The sequence below is a fragment of the Cupriavidus sp. C1SS-2L genome (genome assembly GCF_057073735.1).
In genome coordinates, this window is the sequence record NZ_CP172708.1 from 3,084,234 (window position 1) to 3,101,793 (window position 17,560).

At 65.7% G+C, this 17,560-nt stretch carries 17 protein-coding genes; 11 read left to right on the forward strand and 6 right to left on the reverse strand.

Annotation, left to right across the window (positions count from 1 at the left end; genetic code table 11):
- Positions 1 to 79 precede the first annotated feature (79 nt).
- From dnaJ to ACIGJG_RS14305, 3 genes are all read right to left on the reverse strand, one after another.
- Positions 80 to 1,219: a molecular chaperone DnaJ gene (gene dnaJ, locus ACIGJG_RS14295; protein WP_011298930.1), complete on the reverse strand. Its 1,140-nt coding sequence runs from the start codon at positions 1,217 to 1,219 to the stop codon at positions 80 to 82.
- A gap of 168 nt (positions 1,220 to 1,387) precedes the next feature.
- A complete protein-coding gene (gene dnaK, locus ACIGJG_RS14300; protein WP_011298931.1) occupies positions 1,388 to 3,331 on the reverse strand; it encodes a molecular chaperone DnaK in 1,944 nt (647 codons plus the stop codon).
- A gap of 215 nt (positions 3,332 to 3,546) precedes the next feature.
- Entirely contained in the window at positions 3,547 to 4,122 is a 576-nt protein-coding gene (locus tag ACIGJG_RS14305) for a cob(I)yrinic acid a,c-diamide adenosyltransferase (protein WP_483672459.1), read from the reverse strand.
- Positions 4,123 to 4,374: 252 nt separating this feature from the next.
- On the opposite strand from ACIGJG_RS14305, the gene ACIGJG_RS14310 reads away from it, so the two are divergent.
- The 11 genes from ACIGJG_RS14310 (at position 4,375) to ACIGJG_RS14360 (ending at position 14,714) form a co-directional block, all read left to right on the forward strand.
- Positions 4,375 to 5,805 (forward strand): FAD-binding oxidoreductase, encoded by a 1,431-nt coding sequence (locus tag ACIGJG_RS14310; RefSeq protein WP_011298933.1) that lies wholly within the window; start codon positions 4,375 to 4,377, stop codon positions 5,803 to 5,805.
- Between the two features lie 5 nt (positions 5,806 to 5,810).
- Positions 5,811 to 6,701 (forward strand): LysR substrate-binding domain-containing protein, encoded by an 891-nt coding sequence (locus tag ACIGJG_RS14315; protein ID WP_011298934.1) that lies wholly within the window; start codon positions 5,811 to 5,813, stop codon positions 6,699 to 6,701.
- 14 nt (positions 6,702 to 6,715) lie between these two features.
- The gene (locus tag ACIGJG_RS14320) at positions 6,716 to 7,234 is read left to right on the forward strand and encodes a GNAT family N-acetyltransferase (RefSeq protein ID WP_011298935.1); all 519 of its coding nucleotides are present in this window, start codon (positions 6,716 to 6,718) and stop codon (positions 7,232 to 7,234) included.
- A gap of 220 nt (positions 7,235 to 7,454) precedes the next feature.
- The gene (locus tag ACIGJG_RS14325) at positions 7,455 to 8,975 is read left to right on the forward strand and encodes an FAD-linked oxidase C-terminal domain-containing protein (RefSeq protein WP_011298936.1); all 1,521 of its coding nucleotides are present in this window, start codon (positions 7,455 to 7,457) and stop codon (positions 8,973 to 8,975) included.
- 14 nt (positions 8,976 to 8,989) lie between these two features.
- Entirely contained in the window at positions 8,990 to 9,910 is a 921-nt protein-coding gene (locus tag ACIGJG_RS14330; RefSeq protein WP_011298937.1) for an ion transporter, read from the forward strand.
- Positions 9,911 to 9,953: 43 nt separating this feature from the next.
- Positions 9,954 to 11,057, forward strand: coding sequence for a glycolate oxidase subunit GlcE (gene glcE, locus ACIGJG_RS14335; protein WP_011298938.1), 1,104 nt, complete (start codon positions 9,954 to 9,956; stop codon positions 11,055 to 11,057).
- Between the two features lie 43 nt (positions 11,058 to 11,100).
- Entirely contained in the window at positions 11,101 to 12,354 is a 1,254-nt protein-coding gene (gene glcF, locus ACIGJG_RS14340) for a glycolate oxidase subunit GlcF (protein WP_011298939.1), read from the forward strand.
- Positions 12,355 to 12,429: 75 nt separating this feature from the next.
- Complete coding sequence (locus tag ACIGJG_RS14345) at positions 12,430 to 12,822, forward strand: CidA/LrgA family protein (RefSeq protein ID WP_011298940.1); 393 nt, start codon at positions 12,430 to 12,432, stop codon at positions 12,820 to 12,822.
- Entirely contained in the window at positions 12,819 to 13,544 is a 726-nt protein-coding gene (locus ACIGJG_RS14350; protein ID WP_011298941.1) for an LrgB family protein, read from the forward strand. Before ACIGJG_RS14345 ends, ACIGJG_RS14350 begins: the two co-directional genes overlap by 4 nt.
- A gap of 86 nt (positions 13,545 to 13,630) precedes the next feature.
- Positions 13,631 to 14,002, forward strand: coding sequence for a VOC family protein (locus ACIGJG_RS14355; protein WP_011298942.1), 372 nt, complete (start codon positions 13,631 to 13,633; stop codon positions 14,000 to 14,002).
- A gap of 22 nt (positions 14,003 to 14,024) precedes the next feature.
- A complete protein-coding gene (locus ACIGJG_RS14360) occupies positions 14,025 to 14,714 on the forward strand; it encodes a helix-turn-helix transcriptional regulator (protein WP_483672460.1) in 690 nt (229 codons plus the stop codon).
- Positions 14,715 to 14,720: 6 nt separating this feature from the next.
- Here ACIGJG_RS14360 and ACIGJG_RS14365 read toward each other — a convergent pair whose 3' ends face one another.
- The 3 genes from ACIGJG_RS14365 to ACIGJG_RS14375 all read right to left on the reverse strand — a co-directional run bounded on the left by ACIGJG_RS14365 (position 14,721) and on the right by ACIGJG_RS14375 (position 17,515).
- Entirely contained in the window at positions 14,721 to 15,215 is a 495-nt protein-coding gene (locus tag ACIGJG_RS14365) for a glutathione peroxidase (RefSeq protein WP_011298944.1), read from the reverse strand.
- 31 nt (positions 15,216 to 15,246) lie between these two features.
- Positions 15,247 to 16,386 (reverse strand): PilT/PilU family type 4a pilus ATPase, encoded by a 1,140-nt coding sequence (locus ACIGJG_RS14370; protein WP_011298945.1) that lies wholly within the window; start codon positions 16,384 to 16,386, stop codon positions 15,247 to 15,249.
- An 85-nt stretch (positions 16,387 to 16,471) separates the two neighbouring features.
- The gene (locus ACIGJG_RS14375; protein WP_011298946.1) at positions 16,472 to 17,515 is read right to left on the reverse strand and encodes a type IV pilus twitching motility protein PilT; all 1,044 of its coding nucleotides are present in this window, start codon (positions 17,513 to 17,515) and stop codon (positions 16,472 to 16,474) included.
- Positions 17,516 to 17,560 lie beyond the last annotated feature (45 nt).

A 17,560-nucleotide genomic window follows, 5' to 3' on the forward strand; every position in this document is an offset into this window, starting at 1 on the left:
TTATGCGCTGCCGGCCCGTGTTGCGGGCTCAAAAGCAAACCGGCCACGCGCTTGCGTGGCCGGTCTAGCGGGGGTTGGCTTAGCTGAAGAAGCTCTTCACCTTGTCCAGCCAGGACTGCTCCTGCGGACTGTGGCGCGAGCCGCCTTCGTGCACAGAGCGGTCGAACTGGCGCAGCATGTCCTTCTGGGCCTCGGTCAGCTTGACCGGCGTCTCCACGTTCACATGCACGTAGAGATCGCCCGGATAGCCCGAACGCACGCCCTTGATGCCTTTGCCGCGCAGGCGGAACGTCTTGCCCGACTGGGTGGCTTCAGGCACCGGGAACGTGGCCTTGCCGTTCAGCGTCGGCACTTCCAGATCGCCGCCCAGCGCCGCGGTGGCGAAGGAAATCGGCATCTGGCAGTGCAGGTCGTCGCCGTCGCGCTCGAACACCGGATGGGCCTTGATATGGACTTCGACATACAGGTCGCCCGGCGGGCCGCCGTTGATGCCCGGCTCGCCGTTGCCCGACGAGCGGATGCGCATGCCTTCGTCGATGCCAGCCGGAATCTTCACTTCCAGCGTCTTCTGCGACTTCAGCTTGCCCTGGCCGTGGCACTTGGTGCACGGCTTCGGAATGAACTTGCCGCTGCCGTGGCATTTCGGGCAGGTCTGCTGCATGCTGAAAAAGCCCTGCGACACGCGCACCTGGCCGGCGCCGTGGCAGGTCGGGCAGGTTTCCACGCTCGAGCCGGGCTCGGCGCCATTGCCGTGGCAGTGGTCGCAATCGTCCCAGTGCGGCACGCGGATCTGCGCCTCGTGGCCATGCGCGGCCTGCTCCAGCGAGATTTCCATGCTGTAGCGCAGGTCGGCGCCGCGGTAGGCCTGCGGGCCACCGCCACCGCGGCGGCCACCGCCGGCCTGCTGGCCGAAGATGTCGCCGAAGATGTCGCCGAACGCTTCGGCAAAGCCGCCGTAGCCCTGACCGCCGCCAAAGCCGCCTGCCATGTTCGGATCGACGCCGGCATGACCATACTGGTCATAGGCCGCCTTCTTCTCCGCGTCGGAAAGCATCTCGTAGGCCTCTTTGACCTCCTTGAACTTTTCCTCGGATTCCTTGCTGTCCGGATTGCGGTCCGGGTGGTATTTCATCGCGAGCTTGCGATAAGCCTTCTTGATCTCGTCGTCGCTCGCGTTCTTGCCTACCCCGAGCACTTCGTAGTAGTCACGTTTTGCCATGGTGGCTCATTACCTGATGGCCCGGAACCGGCAGAACACGGCTCGGGGCGAATAGCAAAAAAGCCGAGCGAGGCATCCGACGGCGGTTTCCCGCTGGGTCCGATGTCCGTCGCCCGGCGTCGGGACAGGGGCGGCGCCGGCGCATGTCCGCGCCGCCGCCCTTCCCGATTACTTCTTGTCGTTGACTTCCTTGAACTCGGCGTCGACCACGTTGTCGTCCTGCGGCTGGGCTTGCTGCTGGGCACCGGCGCCGGCTGCACCGGCCGCGCCCTGCTCGCCGGCCTTCGCCTGCATGTCGGCGTAGACCTTCTCGCCCAGCTTCTGGCTGACTTCCGACAGCGCGGTGACCTTGGCGTCGATCTCGGCCTTGTCGCCGCCGCGTGCGGCGTCTTCCAGTTCCTTGATCGCAGCTTCGATCTTTTCCTTCTCGCCGGCTTCCAGCTTGTCACCGTATTCGGTCACGGCCTTCTTGGTCGAGTGGACCAGCGCGTCGGCCTGGTTGCGGGCGTCAGCCAGCTCGCGGGCCTTCTTGTCTTCCTCGGCGTTGGCCTCGGCGTCCTTCACCATGCGCTGGATCTCGTCTTCCGACAGGCCCGAATTCGCCTTGATGGTGATCCGGTTTTCCTTGCCGGTCGCCTTGTCCTTCGCGCCCACGTGCAGGATGCCGTTCGCGTCGATGTCGAACGACACCTCGATCTGCGGCGTGCCGCGCGGCGACGGCGGGATCCCTTCGAGGTTGAACTCGCCCAGCAGCTTGTTGCCGGTCGCCATTTCACGCTCGCCCTGGTACACCTTGATGGTCACGGCCGGCTGGTTGTCGTCAGCGGTCGAGAACACCTGCGCATGCTTGGTCGGGATGGTGGTGTTCTTGGTGATCATCTTGGTCATCACGCCACCGAGGGTTTCGATACCCAGCGACAGCGGCGTCACGTCCAGCAGCAGCACGTCCTTGCGGTCGCCCGACAGCACCGAACCCTGGATCGCGGCACCGACGGCCACGGCTTCGTCCGGGTTCACGTCCTTGCGCGCTTCCTTGCCGAAGAACTCCTTGACCTGCTCCTGCACCTTGGGCATGCGGGTCATGCCGCCGACCAGGATCACGTCGTCGATCTCGCTGACCTTGACGCCCGCATCCTTGATGGCGGTGCGGCACGGCTCGATCGTGCGCGTGATCAGGTCTTCGACCAGCGCTTCCAGCTTGGCGCGCGTGATCTTCAGGTTCAAGTGCTTCGGACCCGACGCATCGGCCGTGATGTACGGCAGGTTGATCTCGGTCTGCTGCGAGCTCGACAGTTCGATCTTGGCCTTTTCAGCGGCTTCCTTCAGGCGCTGCAGGGCCAGCACGTCCTTCGACAGGTCGACGCCCTGGTCCTTCTTGAACTCGCCGATGATGTAGTCGATGATGCGCTGGTCGAAGTCTTCGCCGCCCAGGAAGGTGTCGCCGTTGGTCGACAGCACTTCGAACTGCTTTTCGCCGTCGACGTCCGCGATCTCGATGATCGAGATGTCGAAGGTACCGCCACCGAGGTCATACACGGCGATCTTGCGGTCGCCCTTCTCGTTCTTGTCCATGCCGAACGCCAGCGCGGCCGCGGTCGGCTCGTTGATGATGCGCTTGACGTCCAGGCCCGCAATGCGGCCGGCGTCCTTGGTCGCCTGGCGCTGCGAGTCGTTGAAGTACGCGGGCACCGTGATCACGGCCTCGGTGACCGGCTCGCCCAGGTAGTCCTCGGCGGTCTTCTTCATCTTGCGCAGCACTTCGGCGGACACCTGCGGCGGCGCCAGCTTCTGGTCACGCACGCCGACCCATGCGTCGCCGTTGTCGGCCTTGACGATGGAATACGGCATCAGGCCGATGTCCTTCTGGACTTCCTTCTCTTCGAACTTGCGGCCGATCAGGCGCTTCACGGCATACAGCGTGTTGCGCGGATTGGTGACGGCCTGGCGCTTGGCGGGTGCACCGACCAGGATCTCGCCGTCTTCCATGTAGGCGATGATCGACGGGGTGGTGCGGGTGCCTTCCGAATTTTCGATGACCTTCGGCGTATTGCCTTCCAGGATCGACACGCAGCTATTGGTGGTACCGAGGTCGATACCGATGATCTTACCCATTTATTCTCTCCTATTGAGCCATCGCTATCCGCGCGGCTGCAATTCATCCTGAGTGCGAAATGTGGCCGTCCGGGGCCATTTCAAGGGCGGAATTCGCAAATCCGAGTAATTTTCTCGGTTACTTCCGTCCAATTCACGGCAAGCTCACTGCCGACCTTGAGTGGCGCGGGCCGGCGGACCATCGAACGGGGATGTCGACGGCCAAAAGAATTCTATTAATCACTTTTTTCCGGTGCATTTGCCGTATCACGCCCGCGCTGCCAGAGCACGTCGCTACCGCCGTCCACGCGATTGAGCACGCGGGCCAACACGAACATCAGGTCGGACAGGCGGTTCAGGTACTGGCGCGGTGCCTCATTGAGCGCTTCCATGGCACCGAGGGCCACCAGCGCGCGCTCGGCACGCCGACAGACGGTACGGCAAACATGCGCGAGCGCTGCGGCACGGCTGCCGCCCGGCAGGATGAATTCGGCCAGGCGCGGCAGGCCGGCGTTGTAGTGCTCCAGCCAGACGTCCAGCTGTGCCACCTGCTCCGGCTTGAGCAGCGTGTAACCGGGAATGGAGAGCTCCCCGCCCAGGTCGAACAGGTCATGCTGCATATGCAGCAGCGCCGCGCGCACATCGTCCGGCAGCGTTTCCGTGAGCAGCACGCCGATCTGGCAATTCAGTTCGTCCACGTCGCCAATCGCGGCGATGCGCAGGCTGTCCTTGCCCGTGCGACTGCCGTCGCCGAGGCCCGTGGTGCCCGCGTCGCCGGTGCGGGTTGCAATCTTGGACAGGCGGTGTCCCATGCCGGTCTCCTCTGGAAGTCTCTGTGATGGCGCGCATTATGGCGCCCTTTGCCTCCCGCGCGAACGGATTGTGCCGCCGGAATGGCCGTCATCTCGGCCAAGGGCGGGGGTGCATCAGGCGCCGCGCGGCGTAGAATGGCGATATTCCCCAATCAACAACCGGATCGCGCCCCTTCCGTCGCCGACGCCGCCGACAATCGCCGACGGTTCCGGAAGCCTGCCGCATCGCGCAGCGACCCGCCGGAGACCCGCATGAACCACCCCGCGCCACACGCCGCCCTGGCTCGCCGCCCGTTGCCTTCTGCATTGCGTGACGCGCTGCAGGCACGCTTCGGCGACCGTTTCTCGACCTCCGCCGGCGTCTGCGAACACCATGGCCGCGACGAATCGCCGTTCCCGCCGGCGCTCCCGGACGGCGTGGTGTATGCGCACAGTACCGAGGAAGTGGCCGAGGTTGCGCGTCTGTGCAACGAGCACGGCGTGCCGTTGATCCCCTACGGTGCGGGCTCCTCGCTCGAAGGCCACCTGCTGGCCGTGGCCGGCGGCATCAGCCTGGACCTCTCGCAGATGAACAAGGTGCTGGCGATCCAGCCGGAAGACCTGACCGTCACCGTGCAGCCCGGCGTCACGCGCAAGCAGCTCAACCAGGACATCAAGGACACGGGCCTGTTTTTCCCGATTGACCCGGGCGCGGATGCGTCGCTGGGCGGCATGTGCGCGACGCGGGCCTCGGGGACCAATGCAGTGCGCTACGGCACGATGCGCGAGAACGTGCTCGCGCTGACCGTAGTGACCGCCGACGGGCGCGTGATCCACACCGGCACGCATGCGCGCAAGTCGTCGGCGGGCTATGACCTGACGCGCCTGTTTATCGGTAGCGAAGGCACCCTCGGCATCATCACCGAGGTAACGGTGCGCCTGTACCCGCAGCCGGAAGCGATTTCCGCCGCGGTCTGCGCATTCCCAAGCATGAGCAGCGCCGTGCAGGCCGTGATCCAGACCATTCAGCTCGGCGTGCCGATCGCGCGCGTGGAGTTCGTCGATGCGCTGGCCATCCGCGCGATCAACCGGCACGACAACCTGACGCTGCCCGAAATGCCGCATCTGTTCTTCGAGTTCCACGGCACCGAGGCCGGCGTGCGCGAACAGGCCGAGACCGTGCAGCAGATCACCACCGAGCATGGCGGCCAGGACTTCGAGTGGGCCACGCGGCCCGAAGACCGCAGCCGTCTGTGGAACGCTCGCCATACCGCGTATTTCGCGATGCTGCAGCTCAAGCCGGGCTGCCGCGCAGTGACCACCGACGTGTGCGTGCCGATCTCGCGCCTGGCCGACTGCGTGGCCGAGACCGAGAAAGACCTGATCGCCTCGTCGCTGCCCTGCCCGATCGTCGGGCACGTCGGCGACGGCAATTTCCACGTCGCGATCCTGATCGACCCCGACAAGCCCGAAGAGATGGCCGAGGCCGAGGACATCAACCGCCGCATCGTCGAGCGCGCGCTGGCGATGGGCGGCACCTGCACCGGCGAACATGGCGTCGGCCTGCACAAGATGGATTTCCTGGTGCAGGAGCATGGCGAGGACGCGCTGGACCTGATGCGCGTGATCAAGCACGCGCTCGATCCGAACGGCATCCTGAATCCCGGCAAGATCTTCCGCTCCGCGCGCGGCCCGGCGGGCTGAGCGGCATGGCTTCGATGTTCAACCGCGTCCCGCCTCTGCACCTGCTCGTGGCCTTTGAAGCCGCGGCGCGCCTGGGCAGTTTCGCGCGCGCGGCCGAGGAGTTGTCGGTCACGCCCAGCGCGGTGTCGCACCGCATCAAGAACCTGGAAGAGCTCTGGGGCGAGGATCTGTTCGTGCGCTCGAACGCCGCGCTGCGCCTGACTGCGGCCGGCACGCGTTATCTGCGCAACGTGCAGGACGCGCTCAAATCGCTCAACGAACTGGCGCGGCCCGAGTACAACAAGATGCGCACGCGGCTGCGCGTGGCGATCCCACCGACGTTCGGGCGCCAGCACCTGGTGCCGCGCTTGCCCGAGTTCGGCGCGCTGTATCCGCATATCGACATCGAGCTGCACCTGGCCATCCCGTTCCTAGACGTGAAGGCCGAAGACACCGATGTCGAGATCCGCTACGGAACGGGCCGCTATCCGGACCTGAAGACGACCAAGCTGCTGGTCGAGCCCGTGTTCCCGGCCTGCGGGCGCGAGTACTACGAGCGCGTCAACGGCCGCGCCATCACCAAGCCCGAGCATCTGCACGGACTGGTGCTGCTGCGCAGTCCGCTGGAACCGTGGAAGCCGTGGTTCGAAACCGCCGGCCTGGACTGGCCCGAGCCGCAGACCGGTCCGCAGCTCAACGATATCGGCCTGATGCTGGAAGCGGTCGCCTCCAACCAGGGCGTGGCGCTTGTGCGCCAGCGCATGGCGCGGCACTGGCTGTCGCTGGGCCAGATGGTAAGGCTGCTCGATATCGAATCGGTGTCGCCGCACGGCTACTACATCGTCGAGCGCGAACAGGCGCCACTCAAGCCCGAAGCGCGCTACTTCGTCGACTGGCTCTTGAGCCTGGACTGGTAAGGAAGAGACTCGCCATGGAACTGCGCCTGTTGACCCCCACCGATGCTCTCGCTTTCCAGGCCTTGCGCCTGGCCGGGTTGGTCGAGGCGCCCGAGGCATTCGCCTCCAGCCTGGAAGAGGAAACGGACCTGCCGATCGAGGTCGTGGCCGCGCGTCTTGCCGCGAATGACGACGGCGCTGTGTTTGGCGCCTTTGACGGCAGCGAACTGGCCGGCGTGGTCGGCGTACTGCGCGAAGCCAAGCGCAAGCACCGGCACAAGGCGTTCATCTGGGGCATGTACATTGCGCCCGCGTGGCGCGACCGCAAGCTCGGCCGCGCGCTGATGGAATTCGCGCTGCAACGCGCCGCGGCCATGCCGGACGTGCGCCAGGTCACGCTGTGCGTCAACGCGGGCAGTACCGGAGCGGTGCGCCTGTATGAATCGCTCGGCTTCGTGCGCTTTGGCCTGGAACCCGAAGCGCTGTACGTTGCGCCGCACTTCCACGACAAGCTCGACATGGTGTACCGGCTGCCGGCCACGACCGCACCCTGACGCCGCCCGGCGCGGCCTTCCCTGCACGCGCCCGGCGATGCTACGCTGATCTGGCAGGCCCGGCACCGCACAGCGGACCGTGGCCATGATGAGCATTTTTGATCGGCTTGCCGTGCCGAATTCACGTACCGGGGCGTGCTGGCGGCGCAAGCGCTGCGCTATAGTCACCCGTCCCCTCCGGCCGCACGCCGGCCTCGCAGACAGGCACATAGGAGTCGCCATGAATGCCCCGCACGAAGCCCCACTGACCACCGGCGCCACACCCGCCGGTAACGGCGCCGCCGATGGCCGCCGCAGCGCGCTGCTGGCGGGCCTTGCGCAGATCCTGCCGGACGCCGCATTGCTGTGGAAGCCGGAAGACACCGTCCCCTACGAGTGCGACGGCCTGGCCGCCTACCGCCAGGTGCCGATGGCCGTGGCCCTGCCCGATACCGAGGAACAGGTCTGCGCGATCCTGCGCCTGTGCCACAGGCTCAGCGTGCCCGTGGTGCCGCGCGGCGCGGGGACGAGCCTGTCCGGCGGCGCCATGCCGATCGCCGAAGGGCTGGTGCTGTCGCTGGCCAAGTTCAAGCGCATCCTGAAAGTTGACCCGCACTCACGCACCGCGGTGGTCCAGCCGGGCGTGCGCAACCTGGCCATCTCCGACGCCGCCGCTCCCTTCAACCTGTATTACGCGCCCGATCCGTCGTCGCAGATCGCCTGCACCATCGGCGGCAACGTCAGCGAAAATTCGGGCGGCGTGCACTGCCTGAAATACGGCCTGACCGTGCATAACGTGCTGCGCGTGCGCGCGGTGACGATGGAAGGCGAGGTCGTCGTGTTCGGCTCCGAAGCCCCGGATTCGCCGGGCCTGGATCTGCTCGCCGCAATGATCGGCTCCGAAGGCATGCTGGCCGTGGTAACCGAAGTCACCGTGCGCCTGATCCCGAAGCCCCAGCTTGCGCAGGTGATCATGGCCTGCTTCGACGACGTGGAAAAAGGCGGCAACGCGGTGGCCGCGATCATCGCGGCCGGCATCATCCCGGCAGGCCTGGAGATGATGGACAAACCCGCCACGGCCGCCGTGGAAGAGTTCGTGCACGCTGGCTACGACCTCGACGCCGCGGCCATCCTGCTATGCGAATCCGATGGCACGCCCGAGGAGGTCGCAGAGGAAATCGAGCGCATGAGCGCGGTGCTGACGGCTTCGGGGTGCACGCGCATCGTCGTCTCGCAGAACGAAGCCGAGCGCCTGCGTTTCTGGAGCGGCCGCAAGAACGCGTTCCCGGCGGCGGGCCGCATCTCGCCTGACTATTACTGCATGGACGGCACTATCCCGCGCAAGCATATCGGCACACTGCTGCGCCGCATCGAAGAGATGGAGCGCAAGTACGCGCTGCGCTGCATCAACGTGTTCCATGCCGGCGACGGCAATATGCATCCGCTGATCCTGTTCGATGGTGCGGACGAGGACCAGTGGCACCGTGCCGAGCTGTTTGGCTCGGACATCCTGGAAGCTTGCGTGGAACTGGGCGGCACCGTCACCGGCGAACACGGCGTGGGCGTGGAGAAGCTCAACTCGATGTGCGTGCAGTTCTCGCCGTCCGAGCGCGATGCCTTCTTTGGCGTCAAGGCTGCCTTCGACCCGGCGCGACTGCTGAACCCGGACAAGGCCATCCCGACGCTCGCGCGCTGCGCCGAATACGGCAAGATGCACGTCAAGAAGGGGCTGCTGCCCCACCCCGACCTGCCGCGCTTCTGAACGACGCGCCAGCCATGCCGCACCGCGAGACCAACCAGACCCTGCGCCAGCGCCTCGGCCGGCCCGAGACCGGCTGGCGCGAGCGCTGGTACACGATCATCTTCGAGGCCGATACGCGCGAAGGCCGGCTGTTCGACATCACGCTGCTGGTCGCCATCGTGGCCAGCGTGCTGATCGTGATGGTCGACAGCCTGCAAGGCGTGAACGAACACCTGCGCACGCTGTTCACGGTGCTCGAGTGGATGTTCACGCTGCTGTTCACGGCCGAGTACGTGATGCGGATCCTGGTGGTGCAGCGGCCGTGGCGCTATGTGTTCAGCTTTTTCGGCGTCATCGATTTCATCTCGATCATGCCGACGTGGCTCGCGTTCTTCCTGCCGGAGCTCGCGTTCCTGATCGATGTACGGCTGCTGCGGCTGCTGCGCGTGTTCCGGATCCTCAAGCTCACGGTGTACTTCGAGGAAGCCGAGATCCTGTACCGCGCGCTCGCTAACAGCCGGCGCAAGATCTTCGTGTTCCTGGGCACGGTGTTCATCATCACCGTGATCCTCGGCACGGTGATGTACGTGGTGGAAGGCCCGCAACATGGCTTCACGAGCATCCCTGTGAGCATGTACTGGGCCGTGGTGACGCTGACCACGACTGGCTTTGGCGACATGGTGCCGAAGACCCCGCTGGGGCAGTTCATCACCTCGCTGACGATCCTGCTGGGCTACGGCATCATCGCGTTCCCGACCGGCATCGTCGGCGCCGAGCTGGCCGCCAGCATCATGAAACGCCCGCTCACGACGCGCACCTGCACGCACTGCCTGACCGAGGGGCACGACGCGGATGCGCTGTACTGCAAGCATTGCGGCAGCAAACTGCCCGAGTACCAGAACGACCGCCCAGAAGTACCGGGCGGGCCCGCCGGCGGTCGCCGGAAAGACGCCTGACCCACGGGCAATACGTACCCGCACGATAAAGAACCGGACCCACATGCAAGCCACTCTCGACGCCCTCCGCGATGCCGTACGGCATGCCTCCGAGACGCGCACGCCGCTGCGCCTGCGCGGCGGCGGCAGCAAGGACTTCTATGGCAATGCCATGGACGGCGCACTGCTCGATACGCGCGCGTACCGCGGCATCGTCGAATACGATCCTGCCGAGCTGGTGGTCACCGCACGCTGCGGCACGCCGCTGGCCGAGATCGAGGCCGCGCTCGCGGAGAAGCGCCAGATGCTGGCATTCGAGCCGCCGCATTTTGCCGCCCCGGGCCAAACGAGCAGCGCGACACTCGGCGGTGCCGTGGCCGCGGGCCTGTCCGGTCCGCGCCGGCAATCGGTCGGTGCGCTGCGCGACTTCGTACTGGGCGCGCAGATGATGGATGGCCACGGCGAGGTCATGAGCTTTGGCGGCCAGGTCATGAAGAACGTCGCGGGCTATGACGTGTCGCGGCTGCTGGCGGGATCGCTCGGCACGCTGGGGTTGATTCTCGAAGTCTCGCTCAAGGTGCTGCCGACGCCGTTCGACGACGCCACGCTGTGCTTTGCGATGAGCCAGGCCGAGGCCATCGACCGCATTAACCAGTGGGGCGGCCAGCCGCTGCCGATCGCGGCTTCCGCATGGCATGAAGGCGTGTTGCACGTGCGGCTGTCGGGCGCCACGGCCGCAGTGCGAGCCGCACGCGCGCGGCTCGGCGGCGATGCCGTCGCGCAGGACGAAGGCGTGGTCTTCTGGCAGTCGCTGCGCGAACAGACGCATGCGTTCTTCGCGCCGGCGCTGCAGGGCCGCGCGCTGTGGCGCCTGGCGGTGCCGCCGACATCGGCGCCGCTGGATCTGCCCGGCTCACAGCTGGTCGAATGGGGCGGCGGGCAGCGCTGGTGGCTGCCCGATGCGGGCCCGGACGGCAACCATGCCAGGCTCGTGCGGGGAACCGCGCAGGCCGTCGGCGGACATGCCACGCTGTTCCGCAACGGCGACAAGTCGGTCGGCGTGTTCACACCACTGGCCGCACCGCTGGCCGCGATCCATGCACGGCTGAAGGCCACCTTCGACCCGGCAGGCATCTTCAATCCGCAGCGCATGTACCCCGGCCTCTGAGCCGCGCGCATCGTTCAACGCCAAGGCAAACCCACCCCACACCATGCAAACGACCCTGGCCAATTTTCTCCGCAATACGCCTGAAGGCGAGGAAGCCAAGTCTATCGTCGGCAAATGCGTGCACTGCGGCTTCTGCACTGCTACCTGTCCGACCTACCAGTTGCTCGGCGACGAGCTCGACGGCCCGCGCGGGCGCATCTACCTGATGAAGCAGGTGCTGGAGGGGAATGCCGTCAGCGAAAGCACACGTCTGCACCTGGACCGCTGCCTGACGTGCCGCAACTGCGAATCGACCTGCCCTTCGGGCGTGCGCTACGGGCGGCTCGTGGACATCGGCCGGCAGGTGGTGGATGAACAGCTTGAAGCGCGCGGCGTGCGTCGTCCCGCGCGCGAACGCGTGGCGCGCTGGGTGCTGCGCGAAGGCCTGACACGCCCCGCCCTGTTTGGCACCGCGCTGAAGCTGGGGCAGATGGTGCGGCCGATGCTGCCGCCCACGCTGCGCAACAAAGTGCCCCAACTCAGCAAGTCCGCCGAGCCCGGCCAATGGCCGCGCACCACGCATGCACGCAAGATGCTGTTGCTCGACGGTTGCGTGCAACCGGCCATGTCGCCCAACATCAATGCCGCAACCGCGCGCGTGTTCGACCGTGTCGGCGTACAACTGATCGTGGCGCGCGAAGCGGGCTGTTGTGGCGCCATCCGCTTCCACACCGGCGACCACGATGGCGGCCTCGACAATATGCGCCGCAATATCGATGCATGGTGGCCGCATCTCGAAGCGGGCGCCGAGGCCATCGTCATGACCGCATCGGGCTGCGGTGCCATGGTCAAGGACTACGGCCACCTGCTGCGCAACGACCCCCGCTACGCCGAGCGCGCGCGCCGCGTCTCGGCACTCACGCGCGACCTGTCGGAGATCCTGCCGGACTTTGCCGACCTGCTGCACAAGCGCGCCGGCGCGGTGCCGCGCGATGGACGCCGCGTGGCGTACCACCCGCCATGCACCCTTCAGCACGGCCAGCAGATCCGCGGCAAGGTCGAAGCGCTCTTGACCGGCCTCGGTGTGGAAGTCAAACTCTGCGCTGACAGCCACCTGTGCTGCGGCTCGGCGGGCACGTATTCCGTGTTGCAGCCGGAACTGGCCTACCGCCTGCGCGACGACAAGCTCGCCAAACTGCAGGCCACCGAGCCCGAAGCCATCGTGTCGGCCAATATCGGCTGCATCACCCACCTGCAGGGCGGCACTGAAACGCCGGTCGTGCACTGGATCGAACTGGTGGACAAGATGCTGGGCTGAACAGCCCCGGGGCGTGGTTGTCTCCCCGCTCCCGCTTGCGGGAGCGGGGATAAACAGTACAACCAAGACGCCCTCATGCTCCAGACCTTTGCCATCCTCCTGGTTTTCCAATCCGTCGGCGAGGTGGTCAGCTACGCGCTGCGCCTGCCCGTGCCCGGCCCCGTGCTGGGCATGATCATGCTGTTCGGCTGGCTCGTCTTCGACGACCGCCTGCTGCCCATCATCCAGGGCACGACCAGCGAACTGCTCAAGCACCTGTCGCTGCTGTTCGTGCCGGCCGGCGTCGGCATCATGGTCCACGCGAACCGCATCGAAGGCGAGTGGATGCCAATCCTGATCGCACTCGTGGTATCGACCTGGCTCGCCATCGCGACCACCGCCGTGGTCACGCGCATGCTGATGCGCAAGCCCAAGGCGCCCGCCGCGCAGGCTGCCAATGCTGCCGACCACAGCGGAGAACAAGCATGATGACGCCCCGCCTCAACGAGATCTGGGTCTACCTTGCCGCGAGCCCGCTGGTCGGGCTGACCGCAACGCTGCTGGCCTATGTGTTCGCGTTCCGCATCTACGAGCGCTCGCGTTTCTCGCCGCTGGCCAACCCGGTGATGATCGCCGTGGCGCTGCTGGTCACGGTGCTGACAGTCACGGGCACGCCGTACAAGACCTACTTCGATGGTGCGCAGTTCGTGCACTTCCTGCTCGGCCCCGCCACCGTGGCGCTGGCCGTGCCGCTCTACCTGCAACTGCCCAAGCTGCGCACGCATGTGTTCCCGCTGCTGGTAGGCCTCGTCGCCGGATCGCTGGTCGCGGTGGTATCGGCGGTCGGCATTGCATGGCTGCTCGGCGCATCGCGCGAGACGGTGCTGTCGCTCGCACCGAAGTCGGTGACGATCCCGATCGCCATGGGCGTAGCCGAGAAGATCGGCGGGCTGCCTTCGCTGACCGCAGTGCTGGTGATGGCCACCGGCATCATCGGCGCAGTCAGCGCAACCAGCCTGCTGAACCTGCTGCGCGTCCGCGACTACACGGTGCGTGGTTTCGCCACTGGCGTGGCGGCGCACGGCATCGGCACCGCGCGCGCATTCCAGGTGAACCAGGAAGCCGGTGCATTCGCCGCGCTCGGCATGGGACTCAACGGCGTGCTGACAGCCATCATGGTGCCGGTGCTGGCGGCCTGGATGCCCCACTGAACGTGCTGACACGCTCCTGACAGGACGCTGTCAGCAGGCCCCGCGCAAGATGCGGACTCCTTTTCCCCGTGACCAAGGAGTCCATCATGAGCAACGGTCTGATCAACTGGCTGGAGATCCCCGTCGTCGATATGCATCGTGCGATCCACTTCTACGAGCAGGTATTCCAAACGACGCTCAAGCGCGAAACCATGAGCCAGGTCGACATGGCGGTGTTCCCGAACCCAGATCCCGGCGGCGCGCTCGTGGCCGGCGAAGGCTACCGGCCCAGCCAGCACTACGGCCCGGTGCCTTATCTGCACGCGCCAGGGCTCGATGCGCTGCTGCAGCGCGTGGCCCACGCGGGCGGCAAGACCGTGTTCGGTCCGCTCCAGCTGCCCGGCGACATCGGCCGCATCGCGCATATCGCCGACAGCGAGGGCAACCGCATCGGCCTGCACGAGCCGTTCACGGGCTAATGCCCGCCATACCGGAGGACCGATGAGCCGCCGCGCCGACCGCCTGTTCCAGATCGTCCAGGTCCTGCGCGGGCGCCGCCTGACCACGGCGGCGTTGCTCGCGCAGCGGCTCGGCGTGTCCGAGCGCACGGTCTACCGTGATATCCAGGCGCTGTCGCTGTCGGGCGTGCCGGTCGAGGGCGAGGCCGGTATTGGCTATCGGCTGCGTGCCGATTTCGATGTCCCGCCGCTGATGTTCACCGCCCTCGAAGTCGAAGCGCTGGTGGCCGGCCTTCGCCTGCTCAAGGCCTGGGGCGGTGGTGCGCTCGCGGCCGCCGCCGACCCCGCGCTGGAAAAGCTGATGGCAGCTCTGCCGCCGCCACGCCGGCTAGCTGCGCAGCAAAGCCGCGTGTTCGCGCCGGAGTATGTCAATCGCGCGCAGGTACGTGAGGCATTCGACGTCGTGCACGGCGCGCTTGGGTCGCAAAGGCTTCTGCTGCTTGACTATTGTGATGCCGAACAGCGCATCACCGAACGCGTGGTGCAGCCGCTCGGCCTGTTTTTCTGGGGCAATGCATGGCTGCTGGCGGCATGGTGCACGACGCGCACCGACTACCGCAGTTTTCGCCTGGACCGCTGCCGCGAAATCCGCATGCTCGACGACCGCTTCCACGAAACGCCGGACCGCTCGCTCAACGGCTTTCTGCGCGCGGTGCGGGCCTGTGGCGTATAGCGTGTTTCAGGCAGCCGGATCGGCCAGCAGCGTTTCGATATCCGCGCGGATCTCTTCCGGCTTGGTGATCGACCCGTAGCGCTTGTAGACCGTGCCGTCACGGCGCAGCAGGAACTTGGTGAAATTCCACTTGATTGCCTGCGTGCCGAGCACGCCGCGCTTCGCGCTGGTGAGCCATTGGTATAGCGGGTGCGCGTCAGGCCCCTTCACGTCGATCTTGGCGAACATCGGAAACTTGACGCTGAAGCGCGATTCGCAGAACTGGCCGATCTGCTGCGCGTCGCCTGGCTCCTGCTTGCCGAACTGGTTGCACGGGAATCCCAGCACTTCGAGTCCGCGCGCGGCGTACGCGTCGTGCAGGGCCTGCAGGCCCGCGTACTGCGGCGTAAAGCCGCATTCGCTGGCGGTGTTGACGATCAGCAGTACCTTGCCGCGGAACTGCGACAGCGGCACGGGCTGCCCCGCGAGGGACTTGGCTTCGAACTGGTAGACATTGCTCATGCGGACTTGGCTCCTGGAACGGACGCGCGGATCAGATAACGTTCAAGTGCTCGGTGCCGGCACCCAAATCGCTGTCCTTCCTGGTCGCACTGTGCAGCTTGATCATCAGCCGAAGGTCATTGAGCGAATCGGCATTGCGCAGCGCGTCCTCATACGTGATCTTGCCGCTTTCGTGCAGGTCGAACAACGCCTGGTCGAACGAAATCATGCCCTGCTCGCGCGATTTCTTGATCACTTCCTTGAGTTCGTGGATCTCGCCCTTGAAGATGAGGTCGGCCACCAGCGGCGTGCCGATCATGATTTCGACGGCCGGCACACGCCCCTTGCGGCCCGCTCGCGGCAGCAGCCGCTGCGACACCATGGCCTTCAGGTTCAGCGACAGGTCGATCAGCAGCTGCTGGCGCTTCTCTTCCGGGAAGAAGTTGACGATACGGTCGATCGCCTGGTTGGCGTTGTTGGCGTGCAGCGTGGCCAGGCACAGGTGGCCGGTTTCGGCGTACTGCATCGCGTACTCCATGGTCTCGCGATCGCGGATTTCGCCGATCAGGATCACATCGGGTGCTTGGCGCAGGGTGTTCTTCAGCGCCACATGCCAGGACTCGGTATCGATGCCCACCTCGCGCTGTGTGACGACGCAGTTCTGGTGCGCATGCACGTATTCGATCGGGTCCTCGATGGTGATGATGTGACCGTACGAATGCGCATTGCGGTGATCGAGCATCGCCGCGAGCGTGGTCGACTTGCCCGAGCCCGTGGCGCCGGTCACGATCACCAGGCCGCGCTTGGACATGACGATCTCGTGAAGCGTGGGCGGCAAGTCAAGGTCCGACACCGACGGAATGCGCGTGTTGATGGTCCGCACCACCATGCCGGCCTTGCCCTGCTGGATAAAGGCCGATACGCGGAAGCGGCCGGCCTTGGGCGCCGAGATGGCGAAGTTGCATTCACGGCTGTCGTCGAACTCCTTGACCTGGCGCTCGTTCATGATCGAACGCACCAGGCCCAGCGCCTGCGTAGGATTCAGCGGCTGCTGCGAGACGGGCGTGATCTTGCCATCAACTTTGATAGCCGGCGGAAAGTCGGAGGTGATGAACAGGTCCGACCCGCGGTTGCTCACCATAAGCTCGAGCAGGTCGTTGATGTACTTGGCGGCGGATTCGCGGTCGAGCATGGCGTGGTCCTGCTGAATGGACGAATTGGGCGGATGGAGCGGAACGGCGGCCGCGCGCACGGCGCGGCACGGCACGGCGCGGGACTCAGCCCATGAAGGCGTCCGGGTTCTTGGCGATGGCGCGCGCGTCGCTGTAGCTGATCAGGCTGCGCTTGATCAGGTCCGACAGGCACTGGTCCAGCGTCTGCATGCCCAGGCCGCTGCTGGTCTGCATCATCGAGTACATCTGTGCAATCTTGTTCTCGCGGATCAGATGGCGGATCGCGGGCGTGGCGATCATGATCTCGTGCGCCGCGGTACGGCCATTGCCGTCGCGCGTCTTGAGCAGCGTCTGCGAGATCACCGCCTCGAGCGATTCGGACAGCATTGTGCGCACCATGTCCTTCTCTTCGGGCGGGAACACGTCTACCACACGGTCGATGGTCTTGGCCGCGGAACTCGTGTGCAGCGTGCCGAAAACCAGGTGGCCGGTTTCCGCCGCGGTCAGCGCGAGGCGGATGGTTTCAAGATCGCGCAATTCGCCGACGAGGATCACGTCCGGGTCTTCACGCAGTGCCGAACGCAGCGCGTTGGCAAACGAATGCGTGTGCGGACCGAGTTCGCGCTGGTTGATCAGGCTCTTCTTCGACTGGTGCACGAATTCGATCGGGTCTTCCACCGTGAGGATGTGGCCCATGTCGTTTTCGTTGCGGTGATCGACCATTGCCGCGAGCGTGGTCGACTTGCCCGAGCCGGTCGGCCCGGTCACCAGCACCAGGCCACGCGGCTTCATGCACAGGTCGGCGAACACCGCCGGCGCGCGCAGCTCTTCAAGCGTGAGAACCTTCGAGGGAATCGTACGGAACACCGCGGCCGCGCCGCGTTGCGTGTTGTAGGCGTTGACCCGGAAACGCGACAGGCCGCCGATCTCAAACGAGAAATCGATCTCGAGCCGTTCTTCGTAAACCTTGCGCTGGGAGTCGCTCATGATGTCGTACACCATGGCGTGGACGTCCTTGTGCGCCATGGACGCGACATTGATGCGCCGCATGTCGCCGTGGATACGTACCATCGGCGGCATGTCCGCCGAGAGATGCAAATCGGACGCCTTGTTCTTGACTGCGAAAGCCAATAGCTGCGCGATGTCCATCTATAATGACCCCACCCGATTAATTGTATGCAGTACTTTTAGTAC

Coding starts and splice junctions, on each gene's coding strand:
- dnaJ (WP_011298930.1), bottom strand. CDS start 1,219: ATGGCAAAACGTGACTACTACGAAGTGCTCGGGGTAGGCAAGAACGCG.
- dnaK (WP_011298931.1), bottom strand. CDS start 3,331: ATGGGTAAGATCATCGGTATCGACCTCGGTACCACCAATAGCTGCGTG.
- ACIGJG_RS14305 (WP_483672459.1), bottom strand. CDS start 4,122: ATGGGACACCGCCTGTCCAAGATTGCAACCCGCACCGGCGACGCGGGC.
- ACIGJG_RS14310 (WP_011298933.1), top strand. CDS start 4,375: ATGAACCACCCCGCGCCACACGCCGCCCTGGCTCGCCGCCCGTTGCCT.
- ACIGJG_RS14315 (WP_011298934.1), top strand. CDS start 5,811: ATGGCTTCGATGTTCAACCGCGTCCCGCCTCTGCACCTGCTCGTGGCC.
- ACIGJG_RS14320 (WP_011298935.1), top strand. CDS start 6,716: ATGGAACTGCGCCTGTTGACCCCCACCGATGCTCTCGCTTTCCAGGCC.
- ACIGJG_RS14325 (WP_011298936.1), top strand. CDS start 7,455: ATGAATGCCCCGCACGAAGCCCCACTGACCACCGGCGCCACACCCGCC.
- ACIGJG_RS14330 (WP_011298937.1), top strand. CDS start 8,990: ATGCCGCACCGCGAGACCAACCAGACCCTGCGCCAGCGCCTCGGCCGG.
- glcE (WP_011298938.1), top strand. CDS start 9,954: ATGCAAGCCACTCTCGACGCCCTCCGCGATGCCGTACGGCATGCCTCC.
- glcF (WP_011298939.1), top strand. CDS start 11,101: ATGCAAACGACCCTGGCCAATTTTCTCCGCAATACGCCTGAAGGCGAG.
- ACIGJG_RS14345 (WP_011298940.1), top strand. CDS start 12,430: ATGCTCCAGACCTTTGCCATCCTCCTGGTTTTCCAATCCGTCGGCGAG.
- ACIGJG_RS14350 (WP_011298941.1), top strand. CDS start 12,819: ATGATGACGCCCCGCCTCAACGAGATCTGGGTCTACCTTGCCGCGAGC.
- ACIGJG_RS14355 (WP_011298942.1), top strand. CDS start 13,631: ATGAGCAACGGTCTGATCAACTGGCTGGAGATCCCCGTCGTCGATATG.
- ACIGJG_RS14360 (WP_483672460.1), top strand. CDS start 14,025: ATGAGCCGCCGCGCCGACCGCCTGTTCCAGATCGTCCAGGTCCTGCGC.
- ACIGJG_RS14365 (WP_011298944.1), bottom strand. CDS start 15,215: ATGAGCAATGTCTACCAGTTCGAAGCCAAGTCCCTCGCGGGGCAGCCC.
- ACIGJG_RS14370 (WP_011298945.1), bottom strand. CDS start 16,386: ATGCTCGACCGCGAATCCGCCGCCAAGTACATCAACGACCTGCTCGAG.
- ACIGJG_RS14375 (WP_011298946.1), bottom strand. CDS start 17,515: ATGGACATCGCGCAGCTATTGGCTTTCGCAGTCAAGAACAAGGCGTCC.